The organism is Proteus sp. NMG38-2 (assembly GCF_020640995.1).
Taxonomy (GTDB): domain Bacteria; phylum Pseudomonadota; class Gammaproteobacteria; order Enterobacterales; family Enterobacteriaceae; genus Proteus.
Window position 1 is genome coordinate 220,178 of the sequence record NZ_CP085482.1, and the last position, 18,220, is coordinate 238,397.

An 18,220-nucleotide genomic window follows, 5' to 3' on the forward strand; every position below is an offset into this window, starting at 1 on the left:
GTGAATGCCGTGAGCTATCAAACCGTCGCAATCCCTCCAGCCTTAGGGCTTCAACCACCAAGCGGGGCTGACGTTGTCTTGCTCGCCGAGCTGACACAAGCGCTGGTGGATGCAAAAGTCGAAATGAAAGTGATGCTGGAGCCTATCAACTGGACGCCGCCTTCCGGCCGTCCGGTGATGTACCGACAGGACGCTATCGACGTACTGTTTAAAGCCGGGGTTCCTGTTGATCCGGGCGAAGTAGTGTCGGCCACCAGCAATGCCGTGCAGCCGATCGACGATGCCGAGCTGGAAGCGCTGCTGGATATGCGTGACGAAATGGCTGGCACAGATTCGTTTTACAAAGCGCTGGATGGCGCGCTGGATGGCATTCTGGCTCGCCTGTATGCCGCTGAACGTCAAACCAATCACTAAGAGTATCGATAATGACTGTACACGACTTTGTATCAGGAGCGAGTGGCATTTCACCCTTTGCCATTGTTATGTTGGCCTTTTTCATCCTCTTTTTCGTCGTAGCGTGCTGTATCCCTCGCCCATCATTGGGTCTGATGGTGGCGGGCGGAATTGCTGGGCTGGGTGCAATTGCCACAATTCTTTGGATTAACTTTGCTTAGACCTTAAGGCGATTTGTCATTAATGGGCCATTTAAACCAGATTTTATCGGCTATCGGTAAAACACCAGAAGGGCACGCTACCCTGGGTTATTTTCTTCTTGGGCTGATGAGTGTGATATTCGGTTGGGCCCTTTTTCAATTCAACAGCGAGAATGACATTCCTAAACGTTACCGCGTGATGTTGTCACTTTCTCTCTGTGCAATATGGCTGAGCATAGCCATAGAAATCATCGACCATCTCTGAGGAAAGTCGAATGTCACCAGTTCTGATGAACAGTTATTTTTGCGGTGCCGGGCTGATGGATATCGGCCTGAAGAATGCCGGTATTCAGATCGCCCAGTCTTTCGAACTGGACGAAGATGCCGTTAAGACCTATCGCCACAACCTGGGCGACCATATCAAACACTGCGATATCACACAGGAAATGGTGCTGGAGCAGGATAGCTGCCACGGCATGTCGTTTACCTATCCCTGTACGAAGTATTCGACGATCGGCGACATCCACGGCACGCGAACGGGTGATGAGCTATTCCTTCACGCACTGCGCCACCTGGCTGTCGCCCGGCCTGAGTTCTATGTCATTGAAAACGTGCCGGGCATGCAGGCTTTCCCGGTCGTTATGGAAGCCATGACCAAGCTGGCGGGCTATTTCATTCAGGTATTCTGCCCCGTGAAATCTGAGCTGTGGGTACCGCAGCGTCGGCACCGCCTGATCATCATTGGCACACGACGCCCGTTCGATATCCGCCCGCCGGAAAATACGCGCCCAATCCCCCTCAGCGCGATTTTAGAGGATAACCCGGATGTTCGTATCCCTAAGTCGGTAGAAACACGCCTACAGGGCGGATATCGCGATTTACCCATCATTAGCGACCCGGCCAAAGACGATATCGCGCCGACGTGTGTAGCTCACTATGCAAAGGATAAATCGACACGATTAGTCGTTGATAAACGTTTCCCTCTGGGAGCGCGTCCGTATTCAGTGCGTGAATATGCACGTTTGCAAGGGGTTCCAGACTGGTTTGAATTCCCGGTATGCGATACCTCCGCGTATAAGCAGATCGGTAACGGTGTCAGCACCTACGTCGGCGAGTGGGTAGGGATTGAGATGATCCGCTACATGGCGCAGGTTAGCGATAAGTTTTCCCTCATTCATTAACCCTGGAGAAAAAGATGAAATTAACGGAAGAGCAAAAAGCCGACCGTCGGGAACTTGCCATGCTGGTTCAGTATGCCGCTTTGGCATACGCACTGTTTGGTGCAGGCGTCGCGGGAATTCTGGGAGCGTTGGATATCAACTCACTGTGGATGGGAGTCGCGATTGCGCTGGTTTCTCATGTTCTCATTTTTTCCAGGCCTTCTGTCCGAGAGAACTTCCCTGAAACCATCTATTGGTTATCGCTGTGGGCGTGTGCCCTTGGCGGGCCGATCGTGATCGGTTTCGGTCCCTTTGAACCACCGTTTAAAAACCCACTCATTATGGCCGCGCTGATTGTGTTCATCGTTACAGCGCTATACCGTCGGCAGGAAAAAAAGGATATGCAGTAATGAGCCACTCACCAGCTAAAACCACCAGCGAACAGATACTGGAAGCGGGGCTGCGGATAATTCACACCTGCACGCACAGCGATCACCAGGGGTATTATGTGATAGGCAAAAACAGGGCTGTCTTATCCGATTGTGCAACGGTTAAGGCCTATGACGGCGGGGCTGTATCGGTTGAGTATTTCCGTCCTGGCAATATCCCCCTGGTGGTCGTTAACAATGATGATTGGCTCAAAATCATCACTCACCTGTTAAATGAGCCACCTGCACCATCATCGCTAGGCCGGATCCCTTTAGAACTGGTGAATTTTCTGGAGAAGATTGCGGGGCAAACACTGTCGCCTGAAGCCCGCATCCGCGCGCGCGATCTGGCTGAAGGTGAGTGCTTTAAAAATGAAGTGCTCACGTTAACGACGCTGTTCAACGTCTGGATGAGGGATCCGCTGCTGACTGAGTTCGTCTCGCCGCTGAAGCAATATACATTGCCAGGAGAGCACGCCAAACATTTCTGGTCATGTTGCAAATGACAGGGGCGAAAGCCCCTTTTTTTGTACCTGCAATAGCTTCGTTGGCTGAGAGGGCGGGGCGATACTGGTTGTGGAATATAAGCGCCCTTTGGATGGAAAAACGAAACAATGACTACTGAACAGAAACCCTCGCTCGCGACCGGTGCGCCATTAAACGCGGAAACCTGGGCTGATTTTGTCTCCCGCCTGAAATATCACTGCGTCGGCAAAGGCGTTGATGAGCACTGTACCGCAGACCCGTTGTTCGTCGTTCAAAAGAAACGCCTGATCACGGGGCTGGATATGGACTACATCGAAGACCGGCTGGTGGCCGTAGATGATGCTCGCTGGTTTAGCCCCCAAGAATACTGGGATGACCTGGATACGGACGAGCGAAACGAGCTCAACCAAAAATGCCAGGCCGAATACCAAGCTGATTTTCTGGCTATTCGCGTCGATCAGCAATGGGATGTGCTCGGCGAGTTACCAGAGCATACCGTAACCGGCTACGTCTGGGAGTAGGAATACGTCAACGCACACTTCACGCGCGAAGCCGCGCAGGCCTTCATTCAACGCAAAAAGCACGACTACAACAAGTTGGAAATTTTCGTCGATTCGCAGTATTGGGCGAAGGAGTTCAACACCATCCGCGACGCCATTTTGACTGGCAAACTGGTATATCAGGAGAAGAAAGATGACACCAATTGAGATCCAAGGTCTGCTGGACGGCAAATGCATTCCTCGCGACATGAAGGTCAACGAGCCGCTGGTGAATTATCTGGCGCGCAAATTGACTGAAGGCGAGCAGATGCGCGCTGAGAACATCCATCTGGTGGAAGAGCTCAAGCGCGTGACCGACGGTTTGGAGTTTTTCTCCTACAGTACCGACGGCGGTTACGATGAGCACGACAGCGCCGACAAAGCCCGAAAAGCCGCTGAAGAGCATATCGACTACTACCGGGGAGAGGCCTGTGACGGCTGGCCTGAAGAAACAGACCAGGTTGTTTGGGGTATCGTCGTGCAACGCGCCAGTCAGACCGACCTGCGCGAAGTGGGGCCGGAAGACAGCGTGGGCCGTCACATCACTCAGGTTTGTGGCTATGCACTGATGCCTGCACTGGAAAACAGCCCGACGAAAGGTTACATCCCGACGTCTGAAGTGGAACAGCTGATGGCTGAAGGTAAAATGCTGAAAGATGCTCATGCGGCCATTCTTGAGCACATCGACGTGACGGACAAAGGCGCGGCCGGTACTGCGGCTATGATCGCAAACGACGCTCTCCACAACACGGACTACCCGGCGATTGAACGCGGCCTGCGGAAAATCAAGAAGGATGCCACCATCGCAGCGGCAAACCATGCCGGTAACATTGCGCAGGAAATGACGCGTGAAACTAGCCAGGAAGTTGTCAAGGCCGTCGGTCGTCGCCTCCTTGTGCTGGCGGAACATGTAGGGAACGGCCAATGAACAACCTGAAGGCAACGATGCGCCGGATGTTGGATGGCGATGATATGGACTGCGTGAGCGATCGCACAGGTAAAAGCGGCGACTACTGCGAAGGCTTTGTGGACGGTATGCACGAAGCGCTTAACCAGCTGACTGAAGGCGTTGCACCTTTGCTGGCTGGGGCTGAAATCGCTGGGTTGGAGCGCTTTGTTGCTCGCATGTACCAGCGCGCTAATCAGCTAGTGGACGACAGCATGAGCACGGCGCTGATTAACCAGGCGCGCTCTGCGGCGGTATTGGCTGAGCAGATGATCAGCGAACTGAAAGGTGAAAGTAGGCAGTTATAGTCCCAACTTAGCAGTTCTTACTGACCAAGTTGGGATTGTACAAATTTTAATGTCTGCTCATGCCGTAATTTACAAACGACATTTTGGTTCGCGAAGACGCCTGAAAACGTTTTCGCCTGCTCTTTCGGAAGTTGTTTGATCCAGCGAACACCAACAACCCATTCTGAAAGCTCTTCATTGTCAGCGTTTTCGTCTGGGTATTGCGCTTTTAATCCGGCAGAGAGAAGAGGAACATTTGAATCAGTAATGAAATCGCGAATCATAACTGCTGATTTGGTTACTTCTCCAAAACCGACATAACCACATCCCTTCATGTAAGCATAAATTTTGTCACCAACTGCAAGTCGCTTAAGCGCAGATGAATACACTTTCCCTTGACCTGCGCCAATGAATCCAAATTTTCTATTATCATCCCAAGTTCTATATTCGCATTCACCTACATTCACGAACCAACTACCAGTCCAATCATCTTGACTTGAAGCAATGACTCTTTGCTTAACTTCTTTTCGTTCAATATAATCTTTAGCCTCCGGTAACGGAATAATCGTTTCAGGCTTAATAAATAGCTCCCCATTGGAATCAACATATGGAGCCAAGCGAGTGCATTGAATGTCTACACCATATTCTCGCAACCATAATACTGCTGAGATGACTTCCGAATTGAACTCCTTTGAGGCCAAGATAATATGCTGTTTAGTGTTAAGTGACGTGATATCAGCATCGATAAATTGCTCAATTTCTTTTGTTGCATCAAATTCTGATTTACCTAAATACGACGCGTATTGCTTAAAAATCTCACTGGGTAAAAGGCTTGAGCAATACGATGCATATTTTATTGCCTGCCATTCAACGGACGAGCCTGAATCATCCCTTTTTAGTTCTACAATAACAAGTGCTGCCGATTTATTCACGCAAAGCAAATCAAGACGCTTGTTGGAAGTAAGGGTGACCTCTTTTCCAATAACAAGGAGTTCCTGGCCTAAAATAGTTGGACTTTTTTCGATCCACTCCTGAATATCAAAGCGTTCCTTTAGCCCAAGCTCCGAAAAGCTTGTTGGTTTTAGTTTGATTAATGACTTATTTTCTACATCAACACGAAACATTGGTTATATCTCCTTTCAGAGGTTTCCCCCTCTTGAATATGCCATACTTGGCACGATAAGGCTGCCAAAGATAGTACGATAGCTCTGCTTTCCTCATAACAGAACATCGGGGGTTGATTGGAGTTCCAGTAAATAAGGAATAAAAAAGATATTAATTTTCATTTAATTCTTCATTACAATATTGACGATGTTCTTCCAAGTGAATTTCTAATGGCCAATGTCGTTTATCACTTGGTAATCTTAGTTTTTGCCCATCAAGTTCTGCATATTCTGTTCCAGCTAACAAATCAGATAACCTAATTAACATTTTGGAATCAATCCAAAGCAAGCCTCGGTCAAAAAGAGTATGAATGTCTGTTTTAAGTAACAATCCATGCTGGACTTGGGTGTGCCAGAGGCCTTCATAGGGAATTATATGAGCAGCCTCTAATAACACTTGGATAGAACACCCTGTCACAGCGCACTTACCCTCATAAGCTTCAATCAGCTTTCTTCTGAACGCTGGCTGGCCTTGTCGAATAACAACTTCACGTAAAGCTTTTAATCGGGAATCAACTTCTTCTTCAGATAAATCAGCAAATAATTCATCCCTAGCTTCCACAACTAAGCGATCACATTGCCTAGGGGAAATAATGCGCTTTGGCGTTTTGCCATCATCACTAATATCCCAAACTCCATGAAGCTCCTGAACATATAGCTCATATCTTGTATTTCTCAATTTTCCTGTACGGAATAATAAGTCATATGGGCTGCCCTGATCAGAACGTGCATTTTTGCGGCTACCAAGATATCTATATCTGGCCTTGCTGTTAACTGTTAATGCATCTAATTGAATACGAACTTCAGATTCCTTTAACGGAGCATTGCTATTAAGAATCCATTTGACAATATCCACTGCTGAAGCAGAACTAAGCTGAGTGACAGCATACCAAACACGAAGATATTGAGGATGAAGCATTTCTTCAGGAATAATCCCCGGAATGTCTGCTACATAAGTTGAAAAGTTATGAAAACGAATCCATTCTCCCCATTGCCGAGAATGAGTGCTAATACCAGTTCGATGGGGCTCACGTTTTCGTATTTCATTGTTAAATTCCTGACGGCTAGGAGCGCGGCCAAGTTTTTCATAAAGATCATCACAACAGTCCCAAACCGCCCGCACTAGCAAGCCAGTTGGATAGCCATTTTTATTTAATTCCATAAGCCCCTCTAGCAAAAATGAATTGAGCTGAGTAATAACAGATTCCGTTACGACGTTCACTATAATTCATTAACGCAACTGTAGCGAATGACAACTATCAAATTAAAGTGTATGGAAGGTTGTGAGTGCCAAACCTTCCAACACAAAATATCCATTCTATACATCACTCATGCCTCATGCCAAAAATCAGATCGGTAAGCAATAAAATAGGCGCCTTCAATAACTTCGTCAGCTGAACGGGTGGGGTAATACTGGTTTCACGGCAAGCAACACCGCCACACAATCCATAAATAATTTATGCGCCATCAGCGCGATAAGGATCTGACATGAAAAACGAACTGCTGGAAGTTGTCATTGCAATGCGCGATTACATCGACGCGCTGCCGTCTGATGTTGTGTCACGTTTGCCTGCAATGCCAGGGTTCGACCGCGATTGGGCTAATGAAGTGATTGATGCGGCGCAGCGCGCTGAAATAAGCCAAACGATCAGCGCTCCGGGTGCTGTGGCGTTCCGTGAACAGATCGTGAAATATGTCGGCGGTCTGGGTAGCTCCGTTATCGCACAATCCGTGGTGGAAGCCATTTTGAGTGCAGCTAAGCGCTCCGAAGCGAAGGATGCCAAAGCATGAAAGCATTATCTATCCGACAGCCGTGGGCATGGCTTATCACTCACGGCCACAAGGACATCGAAAACCGCAGCTGGAACACCCACCAGCGCGGACCGGTGCTCATTCACGCCAGTGCGCAACTGGCATCCAAAGCCGACATGGAAAAGGCGCGGGAGATCCTGCGCGCCAAATATGGCGATTCCCTGATGCTGCCTGAAAGAAAGTATTTATCTTACGGCGCGATTGTCGGCGTAGCCACAATCACAGGCTGTGTCGAAGAGAGCGAATCTCCGTGGTTCTTCGGGCCGAAAGGCTTCACGCTGGCGGATGCCAAGACGCTGAAGCCAGTGTCTATTCGCGGCCGACTGAGCTTTTTCGAGACTGGCCTTCGTCCACATGCGGTATTCAGCTTGCTCGTACCTAATGAGCATACGGATGATACCGAAACCAAAGCAGCATGTTTGCAGGGGGAAAGGGCATGAAACTGTTTCCTATCAATTTCACCGACGAACAGGTACGGGCAATCCACAGCGGCCAGAAGGTGCAAACCCGCCAACTGATCAAAGAAATCTGCCTCGATACCTTCCCGGAATCCCTGACCAAACGCCAGCGCGCGCTGGTGGATAAGGTTTTGCCCCCCAAGTTTGGGCCGACGTTTTTCTGTCGTTTCGGGCATGTAGGCGATCGGTTGTGGGTCCGTGAAACCTATGGCGATTGCGGTGTGCGACTGGTCTATCGTGCAGACCTTGAAGATGGCTCAGCCAATAAAGTTAAACGCTGGTTTCCGGCGCAGCAAATGACGCAGTTTGAGTCGCGAATTACGCTGGAGATTACGGCGGTTCGTATTGAGCCCCTTCGCGACATCAGTGATGCCGATGCGCTGAGGGAAGGCTGTTCTATCAGGGATACCCGCAGCGGTGACTGCCTGGCCGATGTGTTCGCCCGTAAGTGGTCGGTTATCCACGGCGTTGACTGCTGGGAGGCCAATCCGATGGTTTGGGTGATCGACTTCAAAGTCGTGGAAGATGCCCGATGAGCCGCCTGGTTGTTGTGACTTTGCTGGAAGACGGCGGGGAAGAGCATGTTCACTTGCCCGTGGGGGATTTGGGCACGGGTGGCGGCTATACGACTCTGTGCGGCCTTGATGGTGGCCTGAGCGACACGGCGATGGAAACCAAACCCGCACCTCGTGGCGCAAAAGTTAACTGTCCCAATTGCTGGGCAATCTTCAATACCTGCCGTTCGTTCCGGGCAACTGACTTCGATTCGGCTGTAAAGCAGGAGTAATACCCCATGCAGGAAAAAGACATCGTTCACGAGAATGGAAAATTTTGGGTGTTGCGCGATAAAGATGCTTACTGCGTGATGAAGTCCGGTGTAACCCACTCCGAGGGGGATAGTGCTTATGCACTCACTGAAGATGGTCTGAGCATTGCGATCGCACGCTGCGACTATCTGGCTGGCCGGGCTGAAACGACAGAGCGAGTGGGCTTCGCCAAGACCCTGCATTTCTACATGACTGAAGCTTCTGCCTGGTTGTTGGAAGAGCGACGGGAATACATTCAGCGTGTGATCGTTAAAAAGCTGGTTGTCGGTCTGGCCGACATGGCGAAATGGTCGCCGGAGTGCGCTGCTGAGCCGGGTTCTGCTGAACTGAAGCAGATGTACTCCGAAGGGCTGGCTTTCTTCACTGAAAAGGGATTCCCTGCTAATGGGCAAAATTGACAAATACCAGATTCAAGACCTGAGCCGCCTCCGGAATGAAACCGGTGAGCTCGCGCGCTGGGTTATTCAGCTTCAGACAGACCTGGACACTGCGCGCCGTGAAAAGGCCTCTGTGGAGGCGGAACTATACAGGGCAACAGCGCCTATGCCGGTGGCGGAGTATCAATACCGGTATAGTTCTTCCGATCGCAGTATGTGGAGCGCCGGCACTCCATCCCTAACGAATCGCTGTACCAACGTATGCGGGCTATTCATACCGATGGTTCATACCAGTTCCGTGAGCTGTTTGAAAAGCCACATACCCTCTAATTGACGTAGCAAAACAGGAAATCGTAATGGCAATGACAGTAGAGCAGTTAAAAACGCGCGCTGCGGCATTTCGTCTGGAGGCGTTGCGCTGGGAAGACATGGGCTATTCCGAGCAAACGAAACGGCTGCGGGATAATGCTGATGCTTTGGAAGAGCTGGCCGAACTGAAGGAAGCGCCTCCATTGGGTTATGCCGAAAACGGCAAAGGCTTCATTTATCCGGTTGACCGTGCCGATCGCATTACAAACCCGGTGCCGGTGTTTGCCGCTCCACCAGCGCTGCATATTCCTGTCGGGTTTATGCTGGTACCGAAAAAACCGACCGACGAACAGCTGCGGGCGATGCTCGCAGTGCAGTGGCCTGCGATCTACCGTGAACACCTTCGCCACCCAGACAACGGGCCGAAGTCAGCGAAAAAGACTGAAGACGACATTGATGTCGCTACCCGTCAGTATGCTGCGGCGATGTGTGCTTCACCTGAGGCGGATCTGCCTACTGAAATCAAGCAGAGTTAAAAGCAATGTCAGTAATTCCCGGAAGGTGAACCCGGTGTTAGACTCAAAAATTCAAGCGTTAAAGTACCGTGTTCTATCTTTCTGAAAATTATTGGGGTTGTTAATCATGCCAATTGCAAAAGAGAAGCCAGCGGAAAATCCAATTCTCCAGGATCTGGATTTTTTCATTGAAGACCGTTCGGGTATTTGGGTCAAACAATGGAAGTCTGGCGGTGGGTGCTGTCCGGCCACTGATGAAGAAGTTGTGATGTGGAATTTGCTGGTAAAACTAACCGATCAGTAGATGTTGGCTTAAGCCACCCGCGCGCTGATGAAAGTCAACTTATACAAAAGGTAATGACGATGAAAGTAACTGAAACCAAGGTGATGAGCCTTGAGATCAGCGAGCTTCGGGACTTTGACCCGATCCGCGTGGTGACTGAAAACTACGGGCCTGGGCGTGGCCGAATCACGATAACGTGTGAGGGCAAGGCGTGGACAGGCTCCTGGTTCGCAATGAGCGACCGCTCCGTTGAGCAGTTTTTCTGTGACTGCGGCAATGATTACCTGGTCAATTGCATGGCCGGTAACGTGAGCAGCGAAATCGACAATGACAATGAGGCGAATATGCGTTTCATGTTCAGTGAAGTGCTGCGCCTGCGCCGGGAAGGGGAGTTATCCAAAGACCAAGCCCGTGTGTGCTGGGAGGAAATCGACGGATCTGACGATATCAAAAGCACAGTCTGTGCCTATTCTTCAGTGATCAGTGAGGTGCCATACTTCAGCACTGAACCGTGGTACCTGCCGTGGCCGACGGTGCCGAACCCAGTCTTTATCCGCCTGAATAGCATGTTTGACATCGTTCGGGCTGCACTGCAACAGCACCTGGCTTTGGCCGGGCAGTCAGAGGAAACGATAGCATGACCGAACGTGAGCAGTTTGCCAAAGATAACGCCATGTCGATGGACTTTGTGAATTGGTTCTTCGACAACAAAAAAGACAGCTGTGGCAACGTCTGGTTTATGATGGCTGCGGCCATGTGGGAAGGGTGGAAAGGGCGGGCGAGCCGAGAGGCTCAGGCAGTTCAAGTAACAGAACGGATGGCGCTCGACTTTCATCACGCCCTGACTGATGGCAGTATCGGCAACGACGAACTAGAAGAAATCAAGGTCGGTCTACGTGCTGCTCTATGCAATGTCGCCGTTCCACCAGCGCCAGCAGTGCCAGATGCTGTCGATTATTCAGATCTCGACACTACCAGCCAAGATAGAGAGGTTATCGAAGCTATTGCTGAGTGCAAAGGCTGGAACGCCTACCGCACCGCATTGCTTGCTCAGCCTGTAAGTAGCTGTTACACGTTAGCAGACGATGCCCGGCGCATGAATTGGCTGGTGGCGCATCATGTTGCGGTTAGAAAACCGCTTCGCTATGGAAGTGAGGCTATGTTCACAGCCCAAACCATAACCGATGAAGAGGATGATCATCACGCCACTAAGCTGCGAGAACAAATTGATGCAGCCATGAAGGCTGAAGCGGTCAAAGTACAAAAATAACACCTCTCCTTCTTTTTCCTACTTCCCCCAGAAAGTCCTGCTTATGAAGTGACCCCATTATGTCGGGCTTTTTTTAATCATTAACAGCTGATGACCTGTACGTGAGGATATCAAAATTCCCCTTATGTATACTGAAAAAATACGTTATTTTATTGTCTTTAATTAAAGGTATTAAAAATACTATTTCTTAGACTTTTCAGCTTGATCAGCCAATCTTAGGTTGATACGTATAATTATCAAAAATCACCAAGTATTTATAAGCAATTAAAGGGTTTACATATGAAACGGATTTTTTTTATATCGCTAACATTGATATTAAGCCTCAGTGCTACTGCTAATAATTTGCCTGTCAAAAGTGAGCAATCCTTGATATCTAAACTAACAACCCTGGCAAACAATGGCGATGCTCTTTCTCAACAAGCTTTAGGCAATGTATACCTAGAGGGGCGGCTAGTCGAAAGAAACCCCGAAGAGGCGATTAAATGGTATATGAAATCAGCAGAACAAAATAACCCTGAAGCTCAAGCTCAGGCTGGATTTTTTTACTATATGGGCTATGACGGGAAACGAGACTACTCAAAAGCTTTGTATTGGCTAAAGAGAGCGTCTGAGAACGGTTCTGGCCAAGCTGACGTAGTTTTGGGCTCTATGTACATGGTCGGTGAGGGGGTGAAGCAAAATGAAGTCTTAGGTATTAAATACCTTCAGTCAGCCTCGAGCAGAGGAGTTAAAGAGGCTGCTGATGTACTGGCAAGGTTAAATAATCAAACTGAAAATGGTAAAAGTACAGTTGGAATAATGGATGATAAACCATTAAAAATACTTAAAAGGGAGGCTGAACAAGGAAATGACCAAGCTCAATATGGCCTTGGCTCACACTATTATAACAGCCATAATTATGAGGAAGCTTTTAAATGGTTTGAATTATCGGCCAAGCAAGGGAATGCCTATGCTCAATTGCAATTGGGATTTATGTATGGTGACTCAAATGGGTATAGTCAAATGATACTGAATCATATAGATAGGATCAAGTACTAAATGATACTATTTTAGTTGAATTAGGCGGGTATCATTAGGGAGTAGTCTATAGATAAGCATTAGCACAAATAATTGATATGCTGTATGGGGAAATGTTACTCTTATTTTTCCCCATTTATCTAAAGTATTAGGCTTTATTTATTGCTTCGATTTGATCTGCAATTTTTGATATCTCATTTAATGGTATATTATTTTTTGCTAATGAAGTCATTGCATTTAGGTATGGAACTATTGTTGAGAACATTTTTTTATAACCATGACAAAAGTAAGATATATTTGCATTTGTAGCTTTATTAATCCGATGCTTAGGACATCCTCCATTACATATGGATTTATAATCACATTCCAAACATTCTTTAGAAAGATTTGCCTTTTCAAATGATAATTTCGGAGTGGAAATATTTTCGATATCTTCATCTATATTTGTTATTTTAAAATCTGGATATACAAAGTGGTCACATTCATATATATCACCGTTTGATTCGATCACAAAATTATCGTGGCATACAGGTTGAAATATGCAACTGCTATGTCCATTCCCTAGAAAACAGCTAATAAAACTCTCAAACTGCCTTATAAATATATCTCCAAAATCATATTTAATCCAACGTTTAAATATTTCGGACATAAAAATACCATAGGACTCGGATGGTACAGAGAAATTTATAATATCAAACTTTATATCACCAATAAATTTTTCATTGGGAACATCTGTTTCTAGTAGTTCTATAAATTGAATATGTTTACTACCAATTTCTTTTAAAAATTCATAAACGACAATTGGATGATTTACATTATAATTATTTATGACTGTTAAGGTGTTAAACTCTATATTGTACTGTTTAAATAGTTCAATAGCATTTAGTACTTTTTTAAACGTACCTTTCCCTGAACCTGTTTTTCTATATTTATTATGTAGATCCTCTGGTCCATCTATAGATATTCCAATCAGAAAGTTATTTTTTTTTAGAAATTGACACCAATCATCATTAATCAGTAATCCGTTCGTTTGTAATGCATTAAAAATTTGTTTACTGCCTTTATATTTATTTTGTAATTCTACAACTTTTTTATAAAAGGAGATTCCTGCCATAGTCGGTTCTCCTCCTTGCCATGTGAAATAAACACTTTTTGTATTACAAGCATCTATATATTTTTTTATGAATTTTTCAAGAACTTCATTGTTCATCCAGTTTTTATGTTGAAAAATATGTTCTTTTTCTAAATAGAAACAATAATCACATTTGATGTTACATTGGAAACTTGTTGGCTTAATTGTGAAGTGCATATACCCACCTAAATATGGCAGGTATTACCTGCCATTTATTAATTAAAGACCTAATGATTTTTTAATCTCACCAAACTTATTTTTATTAATATCATTGATTGGTGGTTTACTTGAATTAATAAATTCTTTTATTGTTTCTTGCATTTCTTTTACAACTTCTGGTTTATCATCTGCTAGGTTGTTTTTCTCTTGTAAATCCGTAACTTTATATAACCCTAATTTGTCATCTTCTACTGTATAGACTAAGGAGTAGTCATTATTTCTAACTGTATAAGAAAATTGACTCAAATCCTCAGTATTTGGATTGTGAGGATAATCATCTGATTCTTTTCTAACAAATTTATGATATCCATCCCAGAATGGAATGTTTTCTTCATCAAACCAATGTGAATATGCAGTTATCCAAGCTAAATTTTTATGAGGTTCACTTGATTTAGAGTTGCTTTTATCTTTAGAAATATAAGGGAGTAGAGATACGCCATCTAAATTTTTAGGACGCTCTATTTGAGCTGCATCTAAAGCTGTTGGGAAAAAATCCATTGCTGAAGTTAGCTTATCGTAATTGCCATTCTGAAGTTTTCCTTTCCACCATACAAACATTGGAGTATGAACACCACCTGGATTTGTTTGGCTCTTATAGCCTTTTTGGTCACCATTTAATGGTAATGGTCCATCAATAACAGCACCATTATCAGATGTAAAGAATATAATTGTATTATCTAATTGGCCGTTTTTTTCTAACTGAGAAAGTAATTTTTTAACGCCCTGATCAACTGAGTAAACGGAAGCATAAAAATTATCTGCTGTCTGATTTCCAGTATTAAAGTGTTTTTGATAAATGTCAGGTGCTGGATCATCGTTAGGTAGATGTGGTGCATTATAAGCTAAATAAAGCATAAATGGTTCATTAAGCATTTTGGCTCTATCAACAACACCAATTGCTTCATCAGTTAGTTGATCACTACTATAGCCAATTGCTTCAATACGTTCTCTATTTTTAAAAAATGATGGAGAATTATAATATGCTACACCAGCTGCATGATAGCCCATGAAGTAATCAAAACCGCGATTTTGTGGCTGCCACGGTTCATCTGAATAAGTGATAAAGTTATCATGATAGTCACGAGTTTGTTTTTTTTCATCAACAGGAACATTACTTATTTTTGACAAGTGCCATTTCCCTATTGCAGCGGTATAATAGCCATGTTTTTGAAATAACTCAGGTAAAAATAATTCCTCTAGAGGTACTCCATCCTGAGCATCTGTGTTTGAATAGATACCAAAGCGTGCAGGTGAACGACCTGTCATTATTGCCGCTCGAGAAGGACCTGAAACACCGTGAGCAACATAGCCATTAGTTAATTTTACACCGTCATTCATCAATGATTGCAATGTTGGTGTTGATTTTTTAGCGGCTTCAATCGCTTGTTCAATACCAATTTTATAAGTATCAACGACTTCTCTGTTTTCCATTGATTTATGATTAAAAGAACGTTCATCAAATGGAAGTTGACCATAGCCTAAATCATCAACAGTAATAAGTATAACATTTGGTTTGTTTTTTGTGGAATATTCTGTAGGGGTAAAATCAGAAAACGCTACATTCGTTTTTGTGGCTTTTAACTTGGTATCATCTGCGGCTAATGAACTTGTACTAATCATCCCAGTAATCGCTAGTGATAATGAAGTACTAATAAGCTTTTTTTTTAGATTCATTTTATCCTCACATTATTAAACAGTTATTTTTTACAAGAAATAAAGTAAATATTATGGAGCTTTATAATCAGTAACAGGTACAATTAGACATTATTTTAATTTAAATTTCCATGCCTTCTATCACACATTTACCATTCTTATTTTGTGATGAAAAATATATAATTAAGATATCTAATATTATGAATTATATATAAAATTACCCAAATAAAGAATTTTGAACTGTTAATATCACTTATGATAATCCTCCTGTTTATTACTTGAATAAATGTGAATCTAGTTCTAATATCGAGAGGTTTATACATAGTTCTTAGTATAAAGTACTGAACTTTTACTTCAATGATATAAAAACCTCATCATTTTTTACTTCAGTAAGGTATTACTTTAAGTATTCATAAAAACAGTTTACTCCCCTGACTGACAATAATTCGAGTACTAAAGGCAGGTAACTTTGTCATGAAAATGCAATGAACTTCAGTTTTGTACTTATCATAACGCTACTCTATCAGTACTGATTCCTTCATGTATAACATAATTAATTATCATATGGATATGAAATCTAATTAACAATAATGATGAGTTTTTATTGGTTTAGGATTCAGTACTAATAGAGCTAATTGATAAACTCAATAGTGATATTGATTTAATGCTCAATAGCCCTGATTGGTGGTCGTGAATCAGTAAAAAATGTCCAATGGTAATAATGTATCTCTTAATACCTCTGCTGACCCATTGGACACTTTTTTATAAAAATAAAATGGCAAGTACAGTAATCAACAAATATCATTGATAGCTTAGCTAAGGTGTATGCATACCAATAACCGCAAATCAGTACTGAACTTTTACTTCAATGATATAAAAAGCCCTTCATTTTTTACATGAGCAACAGATTCCTTAGAAACTTTCGATAGATAAAATCCATCCTGACCCAAAACAATTCGAGTACTAAAGGCAAGTAACTTTGTCGCGAGAACACATTGAGCTTCAGTTTTGTACTTATCATAACGCTACCATATCAGTACTGGAGCCTGATATAATCATGTAATATTCATGTAAAACTAAACTCATTAGCATGTGAGTATGAATTATAATTCATTGTAATAACTAATTTTTTTGGATTAGGATCCAGTACTGATAGTACTCGAAGATGAGTAACCAGTACTGAAAGGTTAGGTGCTAATATAGTACCTAACCTTTATTTTCAATGTGTTATGTGAATATTCGCGTGCTGATGGTAAAAACTTAGCTATGTTGGAACAACATGGCTAAGTTCGGTCAATTGCTTCTTTCATCAGAAAAATAGGCTCTTTCCCTCTGTATACGCTATCAGTCATAGTACTACTACTGTGACCAAGTATGCTAAACCTTATATGGTCGGGAAGGTCTGATATATCTCTTAGCCTATCACTCATAGCGTATCGATAGTCATGTGGGCTATGCTTTTCATCTATTTTTTTAAATAGGTTTGCTACAGCATTAGATACTGGATTATGAACAGCCCATGGAAATACTGGCTTCTCATCCATAATTCCGCTTTGAAGTAAATTTTTATGAATTGGTATAGTTCTTATACTACTTGAATTTTTAATCCTCTTACCATCCCTATCATTAACACTTATACAAGCTATCTTTTGTCCTTTATCCGCAATGTATACATAATCCTGCTCTGTTAGCTGTATACATTCGGTCACTCTCATACCTGTGTAATATAGTACCTGTATAAGCCACCACAGATGAGATTTGTGCTCTATAAGTTCAAGTACTTTTTTGTGTGATTCAGTGGATACTGAGATTCTAGGGTTAATTTTTTTAATCTTCTTATATCCCATATTACTAAAAGGATTTTTAGTAATATAATCCCTTTTATCAGCGGCAAAGCTAAAAAGAGCTGATACTTTCTTAAACATGGATTGGCTAGAGAATTCAGACTTATACTTATTCTTTAAAGCTTTTTTAAAACTAGCTACCTTTGGTTTGTTAAATGATTGAATATCTTTATCACCATATAGGCTAATTAAATAATCAATCGCAGCCTTGTTACCTTTAAATGTTAATGGCCTCCATTCAGATTTCATTTCGTTGTACCACTCATCAGCAACTTGACTAATTTTATGCCCTTTAGCTTGAAAGCGGCTATCATTCAGCTGTCTATTAGGTAAATTCCCGCTATTAATCCAATAAATGTAGTTTGCCTCTAAATGGATCCCTTCTTCGATGAACATATCTCGTTCATTCATTAAATGTGCTCTGATCTCATCAAAATCAGTGCATTCTTTTTTTAATCGATGAAAAGTACTAAGTAGAATTTTTGAACGTTTATGAGCGATTTGTAGATCTCTAGTTCTCAAGTCAAATCGAATTAGCTTTCCTACATATGACTTTTGCCAAATATAATAACCACGAGAATTACATGAAATATACATGAAATGTACATGTGCCATTGGTGCTCCTTGATTTACCATCAGCACGCGAATATTCACATAACACATTGAAAATAAAGGTTAGGTACTATATTAGCACCTAACCTTTCAGTACTGGTTACTCATCTTCGAGACGGATTTGGTCGAAATATACGGCCTGCGCATGTTTGCATGCTACTTTCACGAGTACGCGCATGTTTGCAAGGATAAGGAAATTGGCTCATTTTATTCCATTAACCGACTAGACCATCTTCGGGCGCTGGTAGCGCATGAGCTCGCGCATTTTTTCCAATTCAATACTGCATCGA

The 18,220-nt window shown here is 43.7% G+C and carries 24 protein-coding genes; 19 read left to right on the forward strand and 5 right to left on the reverse strand.

Annotated features, from left to right (window positions below; translation table 11 throughout):
• Positions 1-9: 9 nt before the first annotated feature.
• The 9 genes from LG402_RS21915 (at position 10) to LG402_RS21955 (ending at position 4,460) form a co-directional block, all read left to right on the forward strand.
• Positions 10-414 carry a hypothetical protein gene (locus LG402_RS21915; RefSeq protein ID WP_166268103.1) on the forward strand — a complete coding sequence of 135 codons (405 nt, stop codon included), beginning with the start codon at positions 10-12 and terminating at the stop codon, positions 412-414.
• Between the two features lie 11 nt (positions 415-425).
• Entirely contained in the window at positions 426-614 is a 189-nt protein-coding gene (locus LG402_RS21920; RefSeq protein WP_042847147.1) for a hypothetical protein, read from the forward strand.
• A gap of 22 nt (positions 615-636) precedes the next feature.
• Positions 637-858: a hypothetical protein gene (locus LG402_RS21925; protein WP_042847145.1), complete on the forward strand. Its 222-nt coding sequence runs from the start codon at positions 637-639 to the stop codon at positions 856-858.
• Positions 859-868: 10 nt separating this feature from the next.
• The gene (locus LG402_RS21930) at positions 869-1,774 is read left to right on the forward strand and encodes a DNA cytosine methyltransferase (RefSeq protein ID WP_080750912.1); all 906 of its coding nucleotides are present in this window, start codon (positions 869-871) and stop codon (positions 1,772-1,774) included.
• 14 nt (positions 1,775-1,788) lie between these two features.
• Complete coding sequence (locus LG402_RS21935) at positions 1,789-2,163, forward strand: hypothetical protein (protein WP_042847144.1); 375 nt, start codon at positions 1,789-1,791, stop codon at positions 2,161-2,163.
• Positions 2,163-2,687 (forward strand): hypothetical protein, encoded by a 525-nt coding sequence (locus LG402_RS21940; protein ID WP_042847142.1) that lies wholly within the window; start codon positions 2,163-2,165, stop codon positions 2,685-2,687. The genes LG402_RS21935 and LG402_RS21940 overlap by 1 nt, the downstream gene beginning before the upstream one ends.
• Before the next feature lie 108 nt (positions 2,688-2,795).
• Positions 2,796-3,188: a hypothetical protein gene (locus LG402_RS21945; protein WP_227336990.1), complete on the forward strand. Its 393-nt coding sequence runs from the start codon at positions 2,796-2,798 to the stop codon at positions 3,186-3,188.
• A 172-nt stretch (positions 3,189-3,360) separates the two neighbouring features.
• The gene (locus tag LG402_RS21950; protein WP_166268107.1) at positions 3,361-4,134 is read left to right on the forward strand and encodes a hypothetical protein; all 774 of its coding nucleotides are present in this window, start codon (positions 3,361-3,363) and stop codon (positions 4,132-4,134) included.
• The gene (locus LG402_RS21955) at positions 4,131-4,460 is read left to right on the forward strand and encodes a hypothetical protein (protein WP_042847137.1); all 330 of its coding nucleotides are present in this window, start codon (positions 4,131-4,133) and stop codon (positions 4,458-4,460) included. The genes LG402_RS21950 and LG402_RS21955 overlap by 4 nt, the downstream gene beginning before the upstream one ends.
• Before the next feature lie 17 nt (positions 4,461-4,477).
• Here LG402_RS21955 and LG402_RS21960 read toward each other — a convergent pair whose 3' ends face one another.
• Both LG402_RS21960 and LG402_RS21965 read right to left on the reverse strand, forming a co-directional pair.
• The gene (locus LG402_RS21960) at positions 4,478-5,563 is read right to left on the reverse strand and encodes a hypothetical protein (RefSeq protein WP_042847135.1); all 1,086 of its coding nucleotides are present in this window, start codon (positions 5,561-5,563) and stop codon (positions 4,478-4,480) included.
• A 151-nt stretch (positions 5,564-5,714) separates the two neighbouring features.
• On the reverse strand, positions 5,715-6,764 hold the full coding sequence (locus tag LG402_RS21965; protein WP_052219370.1) for an HNH endonuclease: 1,050 nt from the start codon (positions 6,762-6,764) through the stop codon (positions 5,715-5,717).
• Positions 6,765-7,090: 326 nt separating this feature from the next.
• Here LG402_RS21965 and LG402_RS21970 point away from each other — a divergent pair, with 326 nt between their 5' ends.
• From LG402_RS21970 to LG402_RS22015, 10 genes are all read left to right on the forward strand, one after another.
• On the forward strand, positions 7,091-7,393 hold the full coding sequence (locus LG402_RS21970; protein WP_042847133.1) for a hypothetical protein: 303 nt from the start codon (positions 7,091-7,093) through the stop codon (positions 7,391-7,393).
• Positions 7,390-7,854 (forward strand): ASCH domain-containing protein, encoded by a 465-nt coding sequence (locus tag LG402_RS21975; RefSeq protein WP_052219369.1) that lies wholly within the window; start codon positions 7,390-7,392, stop codon positions 7,852-7,854. The genes LG402_RS21970 and LG402_RS21975 overlap by 4 nt, the downstream gene beginning before the upstream one ends.
• The gene (locus LG402_RS21980; protein WP_042847132.1) at positions 7,851-8,408 is read left to right on the forward strand and encodes a hypothetical protein; all 558 of its coding nucleotides are present in this window, start codon (positions 7,851-7,853) and stop codon (positions 8,406-8,408) included. Before LG402_RS21975 ends, LG402_RS21980 begins: the two co-directional genes overlap by 4 nt.
• Complete coding sequence (locus LG402_RS21985) at positions 8,405-8,659, forward strand: hypothetical protein (protein ID WP_042847130.1); 255 nt, start codon at positions 8,405-8,407, stop codon at positions 8,657-8,659. Before LG402_RS21980 ends, LG402_RS21985 begins: the two co-directional genes overlap by 4 nt.
• A 6-nt stretch (positions 8,660-8,665) precedes the next feature.
• Positions 8,666-9,097, forward strand: coding sequence for a hypothetical protein (locus LG402_RS21990; RefSeq protein WP_042847127.1), 432 nt, complete (start codon positions 8,666-8,668; stop codon positions 9,095-9,097).
• 335 nt (positions 9,098-9,432) lie between these two features.
• Positions 9,433-9,921, forward strand: coding sequence for a hypothetical protein (locus LG402_RS21995; RefSeq protein WP_166268109.1), 489 nt, complete (start codon positions 9,433-9,435; stop codon positions 9,919-9,921).
• A gap of 106 nt (positions 9,922-10,027) precedes the next feature.
• Positions 10,028-10,204 carry a hypothetical protein gene (locus LG402_RS22000; protein WP_162762197.1) on the forward strand — a complete coding sequence of 59 codons (177 nt, stop codon included), beginning with the start codon at positions 10,028-10,030 and terminating at the stop codon, positions 10,202-10,204.
• 59 nt (positions 10,205-10,263) lie between these two features.
• On the forward strand, positions 10,264-10,824 hold the full coding sequence (locus LG402_RS22005) for a hypothetical protein (RefSeq protein ID WP_052219368.1): 561 nt from the start codon (positions 10,264-10,266) through the stop codon (positions 10,822-10,824).
• Positions 10,821-11,453 (forward strand): hypothetical protein, encoded by a 633-nt coding sequence (locus tag LG402_RS22010; RefSeq protein ID WP_052219367.1) that lies wholly within the window; start codon positions 10,821-10,823, stop codon positions 11,451-11,453. Before LG402_RS22005 ends, LG402_RS22010 begins: the two co-directional genes overlap by 4 nt.
• Positions 11,454-11,732: 279 nt before the next feature.
• Positions 11,733-12,491: a tetratricopeptide repeat protein gene (locus tag LG402_RS22015; protein WP_227336991.1), complete on the forward strand. Its 759-nt coding sequence runs from the start codon at positions 11,733-11,735 to the stop codon at positions 12,489-12,491.
• Between the two features lie 127 nt (positions 12,492-12,618).
• On the opposite strand, the gene LG402_RS22020 is transcribed toward LG402_RS22015, so the two are convergent.
• The 3 genes from LG402_RS22020 to LG402_RS22030 form a co-directional block, all read right to left on the reverse strand.
• A complete protein-coding gene (locus LG402_RS22020; protein WP_166268324.1) occupies positions 12,619-13,779 on the reverse strand; it encodes an anaerobic sulfatase maturase in 1,161 nt (386 codons plus the stop codon).
• Between the two features lie 42 nt (positions 13,780-13,821).
• A complete protein-coding gene (locus tag LG402_RS22025; RefSeq protein WP_166268322.1) occupies positions 13,822-15,495 on the reverse strand; it encodes a sulfatase in 1,674 nt (557 codons plus the stop codon).
• 1,262 nt (positions 15,496-16,757) lie between these two features.
• On the reverse strand, positions 16,758-17,933 hold the full coding sequence (locus LG402_RS22030; protein WP_210843311.1) for a tyrosine-type recombinase/integrase: 1,176 nt from the start codon (positions 17,931-17,933) through the stop codon (positions 16,758-16,760).
• Positions 17,934-18,220 lie beyond the last annotated feature (287 nt).

What these genes read in the sequence shown, in the direction of transcription:
- LG402_RS21930 (WP_080750912.1), top strand. Translation starts at nt 869, where the DNA reads ATGTCACCAGTTCTGATGAACAGTTATTTTTGCGGTGCCGGGCTGATG.
- LG402_RS21980 (WP_042847132.1), top strand. Translation starts at nt 7,851, where the DNA reads ATGAAACTGTTTCCTATCAATTTCACCGACGAACAGGTACGGGCAATC.
- LG402_RS21985 (WP_042847130.1), top strand. Translation starts at nt 8,405, where the DNA reads ATGAGCCGCCTGGTTGTTGTGACTTTGCTGGAAGACGGCGGGGAAGAG.
- LG402_RS22000 (WP_162762197.1), top strand. Translation starts at nt 10,028, where the DNA reads ATGCCAATTGCAAAAGAGAAGCCAGCGGAAAATCCAATTCTCCAGGAT.
- LG402_RS21940 (WP_042847142.1), top strand. Translation starts at nt 2,163, where the DNA reads ATGAGCCACTCACCAGCTAAAACCACCAGCGAACAGATACTGGAAGCG.
- LG402_RS21990 (WP_042847127.1), top strand. Translation starts at nt 8,666, where the DNA reads ATGCAGGAAAAAGACATCGTTCACGAGAATGGAAAATTTTGGGTGTTG.
- LG402_RS21950 (WP_166268107.1), top strand. Translation starts at nt 3,361, where the DNA reads ATGACACCAATTGAGATCCAAGGTCTGCTGGACGGCAAATGCATTCCT.
- LG402_RS21995 (WP_166268109.1), top strand. Translation starts at nt 9,433, where the DNA reads ATGGCAATGACAGTAGAGCAGTTAAAAACGCGCGCTGCGGCATTTCGT.
- LG402_RS21970 (WP_042847133.1), top strand. Translation starts at nt 7,091, where the DNA reads ATGAAAAACGAACTGCTGGAAGTTGTCATTGCAATGCGCGATTACATC.
- LG402_RS22025 (WP_166268322.1), bottom strand. Translation starts at nt 15,495, where the DNA reads ATGAATCTAAAAAAAAAGCTTATTAGTACTTCATTATCACTAGCGATT.
- LG402_RS21975 (WP_052219369.1), top strand. Translation starts at nt 7,390, where the DNA reads ATGAAAGCATTATCTATCCGACAGCCGTGGGCATGGCTTATCACTCAC.
- LG402_RS22030 (WP_210843311.1), bottom strand. Translation starts at nt 17,933, where the DNA reads ATGGCACATGTACATTTCATGTATATTTCATGTAATTCTCGTGGTTAT.
- LG402_RS21925 (WP_042847145.1), top strand. Translation starts at nt 637, where the DNA reads ATGGGCCATTTAAACCAGATTTTATCGGCTATCGGTAAAACACCAGAA.
- LG402_RS21920 (WP_042847147.1), top strand. Translation starts at nt 426, where the DNA reads ATGACTGTACACGACTTTGTATCAGGAGCGAGTGGCATTTCACCCTTT.
- LG402_RS21960 (WP_042847135.1), bottom strand. Translation starts at nt 5,563, where the DNA reads ATGTTTCGTGTTGATGTAGAAAATAAGTCATTAATCAAACTAAAACCA.
- LG402_RS22010 (WP_052219367.1), top strand. Translation starts at nt 10,821, where the DNA reads ATGACCGAACGTGAGCAGTTTGCCAAAGATAACGCCATGTCGATGGAC.
- LG402_RS21965 (WP_052219370.1), bottom strand. Translation starts at nt 6,764, where the DNA reads ATGGAATTAAATAAAAATGGCTATCCAACTGGCTTGCTAGTGCGGGCG.
- LG402_RS21935 (WP_042847144.1), top strand. Translation starts at nt 1,789, where the DNA reads ATGAAATTAACGGAAGAGCAAAAAGCCGACCGTCGGGAACTTGCCATG.
- LG402_RS22015 (WP_227336991.1), top strand. Translation starts at nt 11,733, where the DNA reads ATGAAACGGATTTTTTTTATATCGCTAACATTGATATTAAGCCTCAGT.
- LG402_RS22020 (WP_166268324.1), bottom strand. Translation starts at nt 13,779, where the DNA reads ATGCACTTCACAATTAAGCCAACAAGTTTCCAATGTAACATCAAATGT.
- LG402_RS21955 (WP_042847137.1), top strand. Translation starts at nt 4,131, where the DNA reads ATGAACAACCTGAAGGCAACGATGCGCCGGATGTTGGATGGCGATGAT.
- LG402_RS22005 (WP_052219368.1), top strand. Translation starts at nt 10,264, where the DNA reads ATGAAAGTAACTGAAACCAAGGTGATGAGCCTTGAGATCAGCGAGCTT.
- LG402_RS21945 (WP_227336990.1), top strand. Translation starts at nt 2,796, where the DNA reads ATGACTACTGAACAGAAACCCTCGCTCGCGACCGGTGCGCCATTAAAC.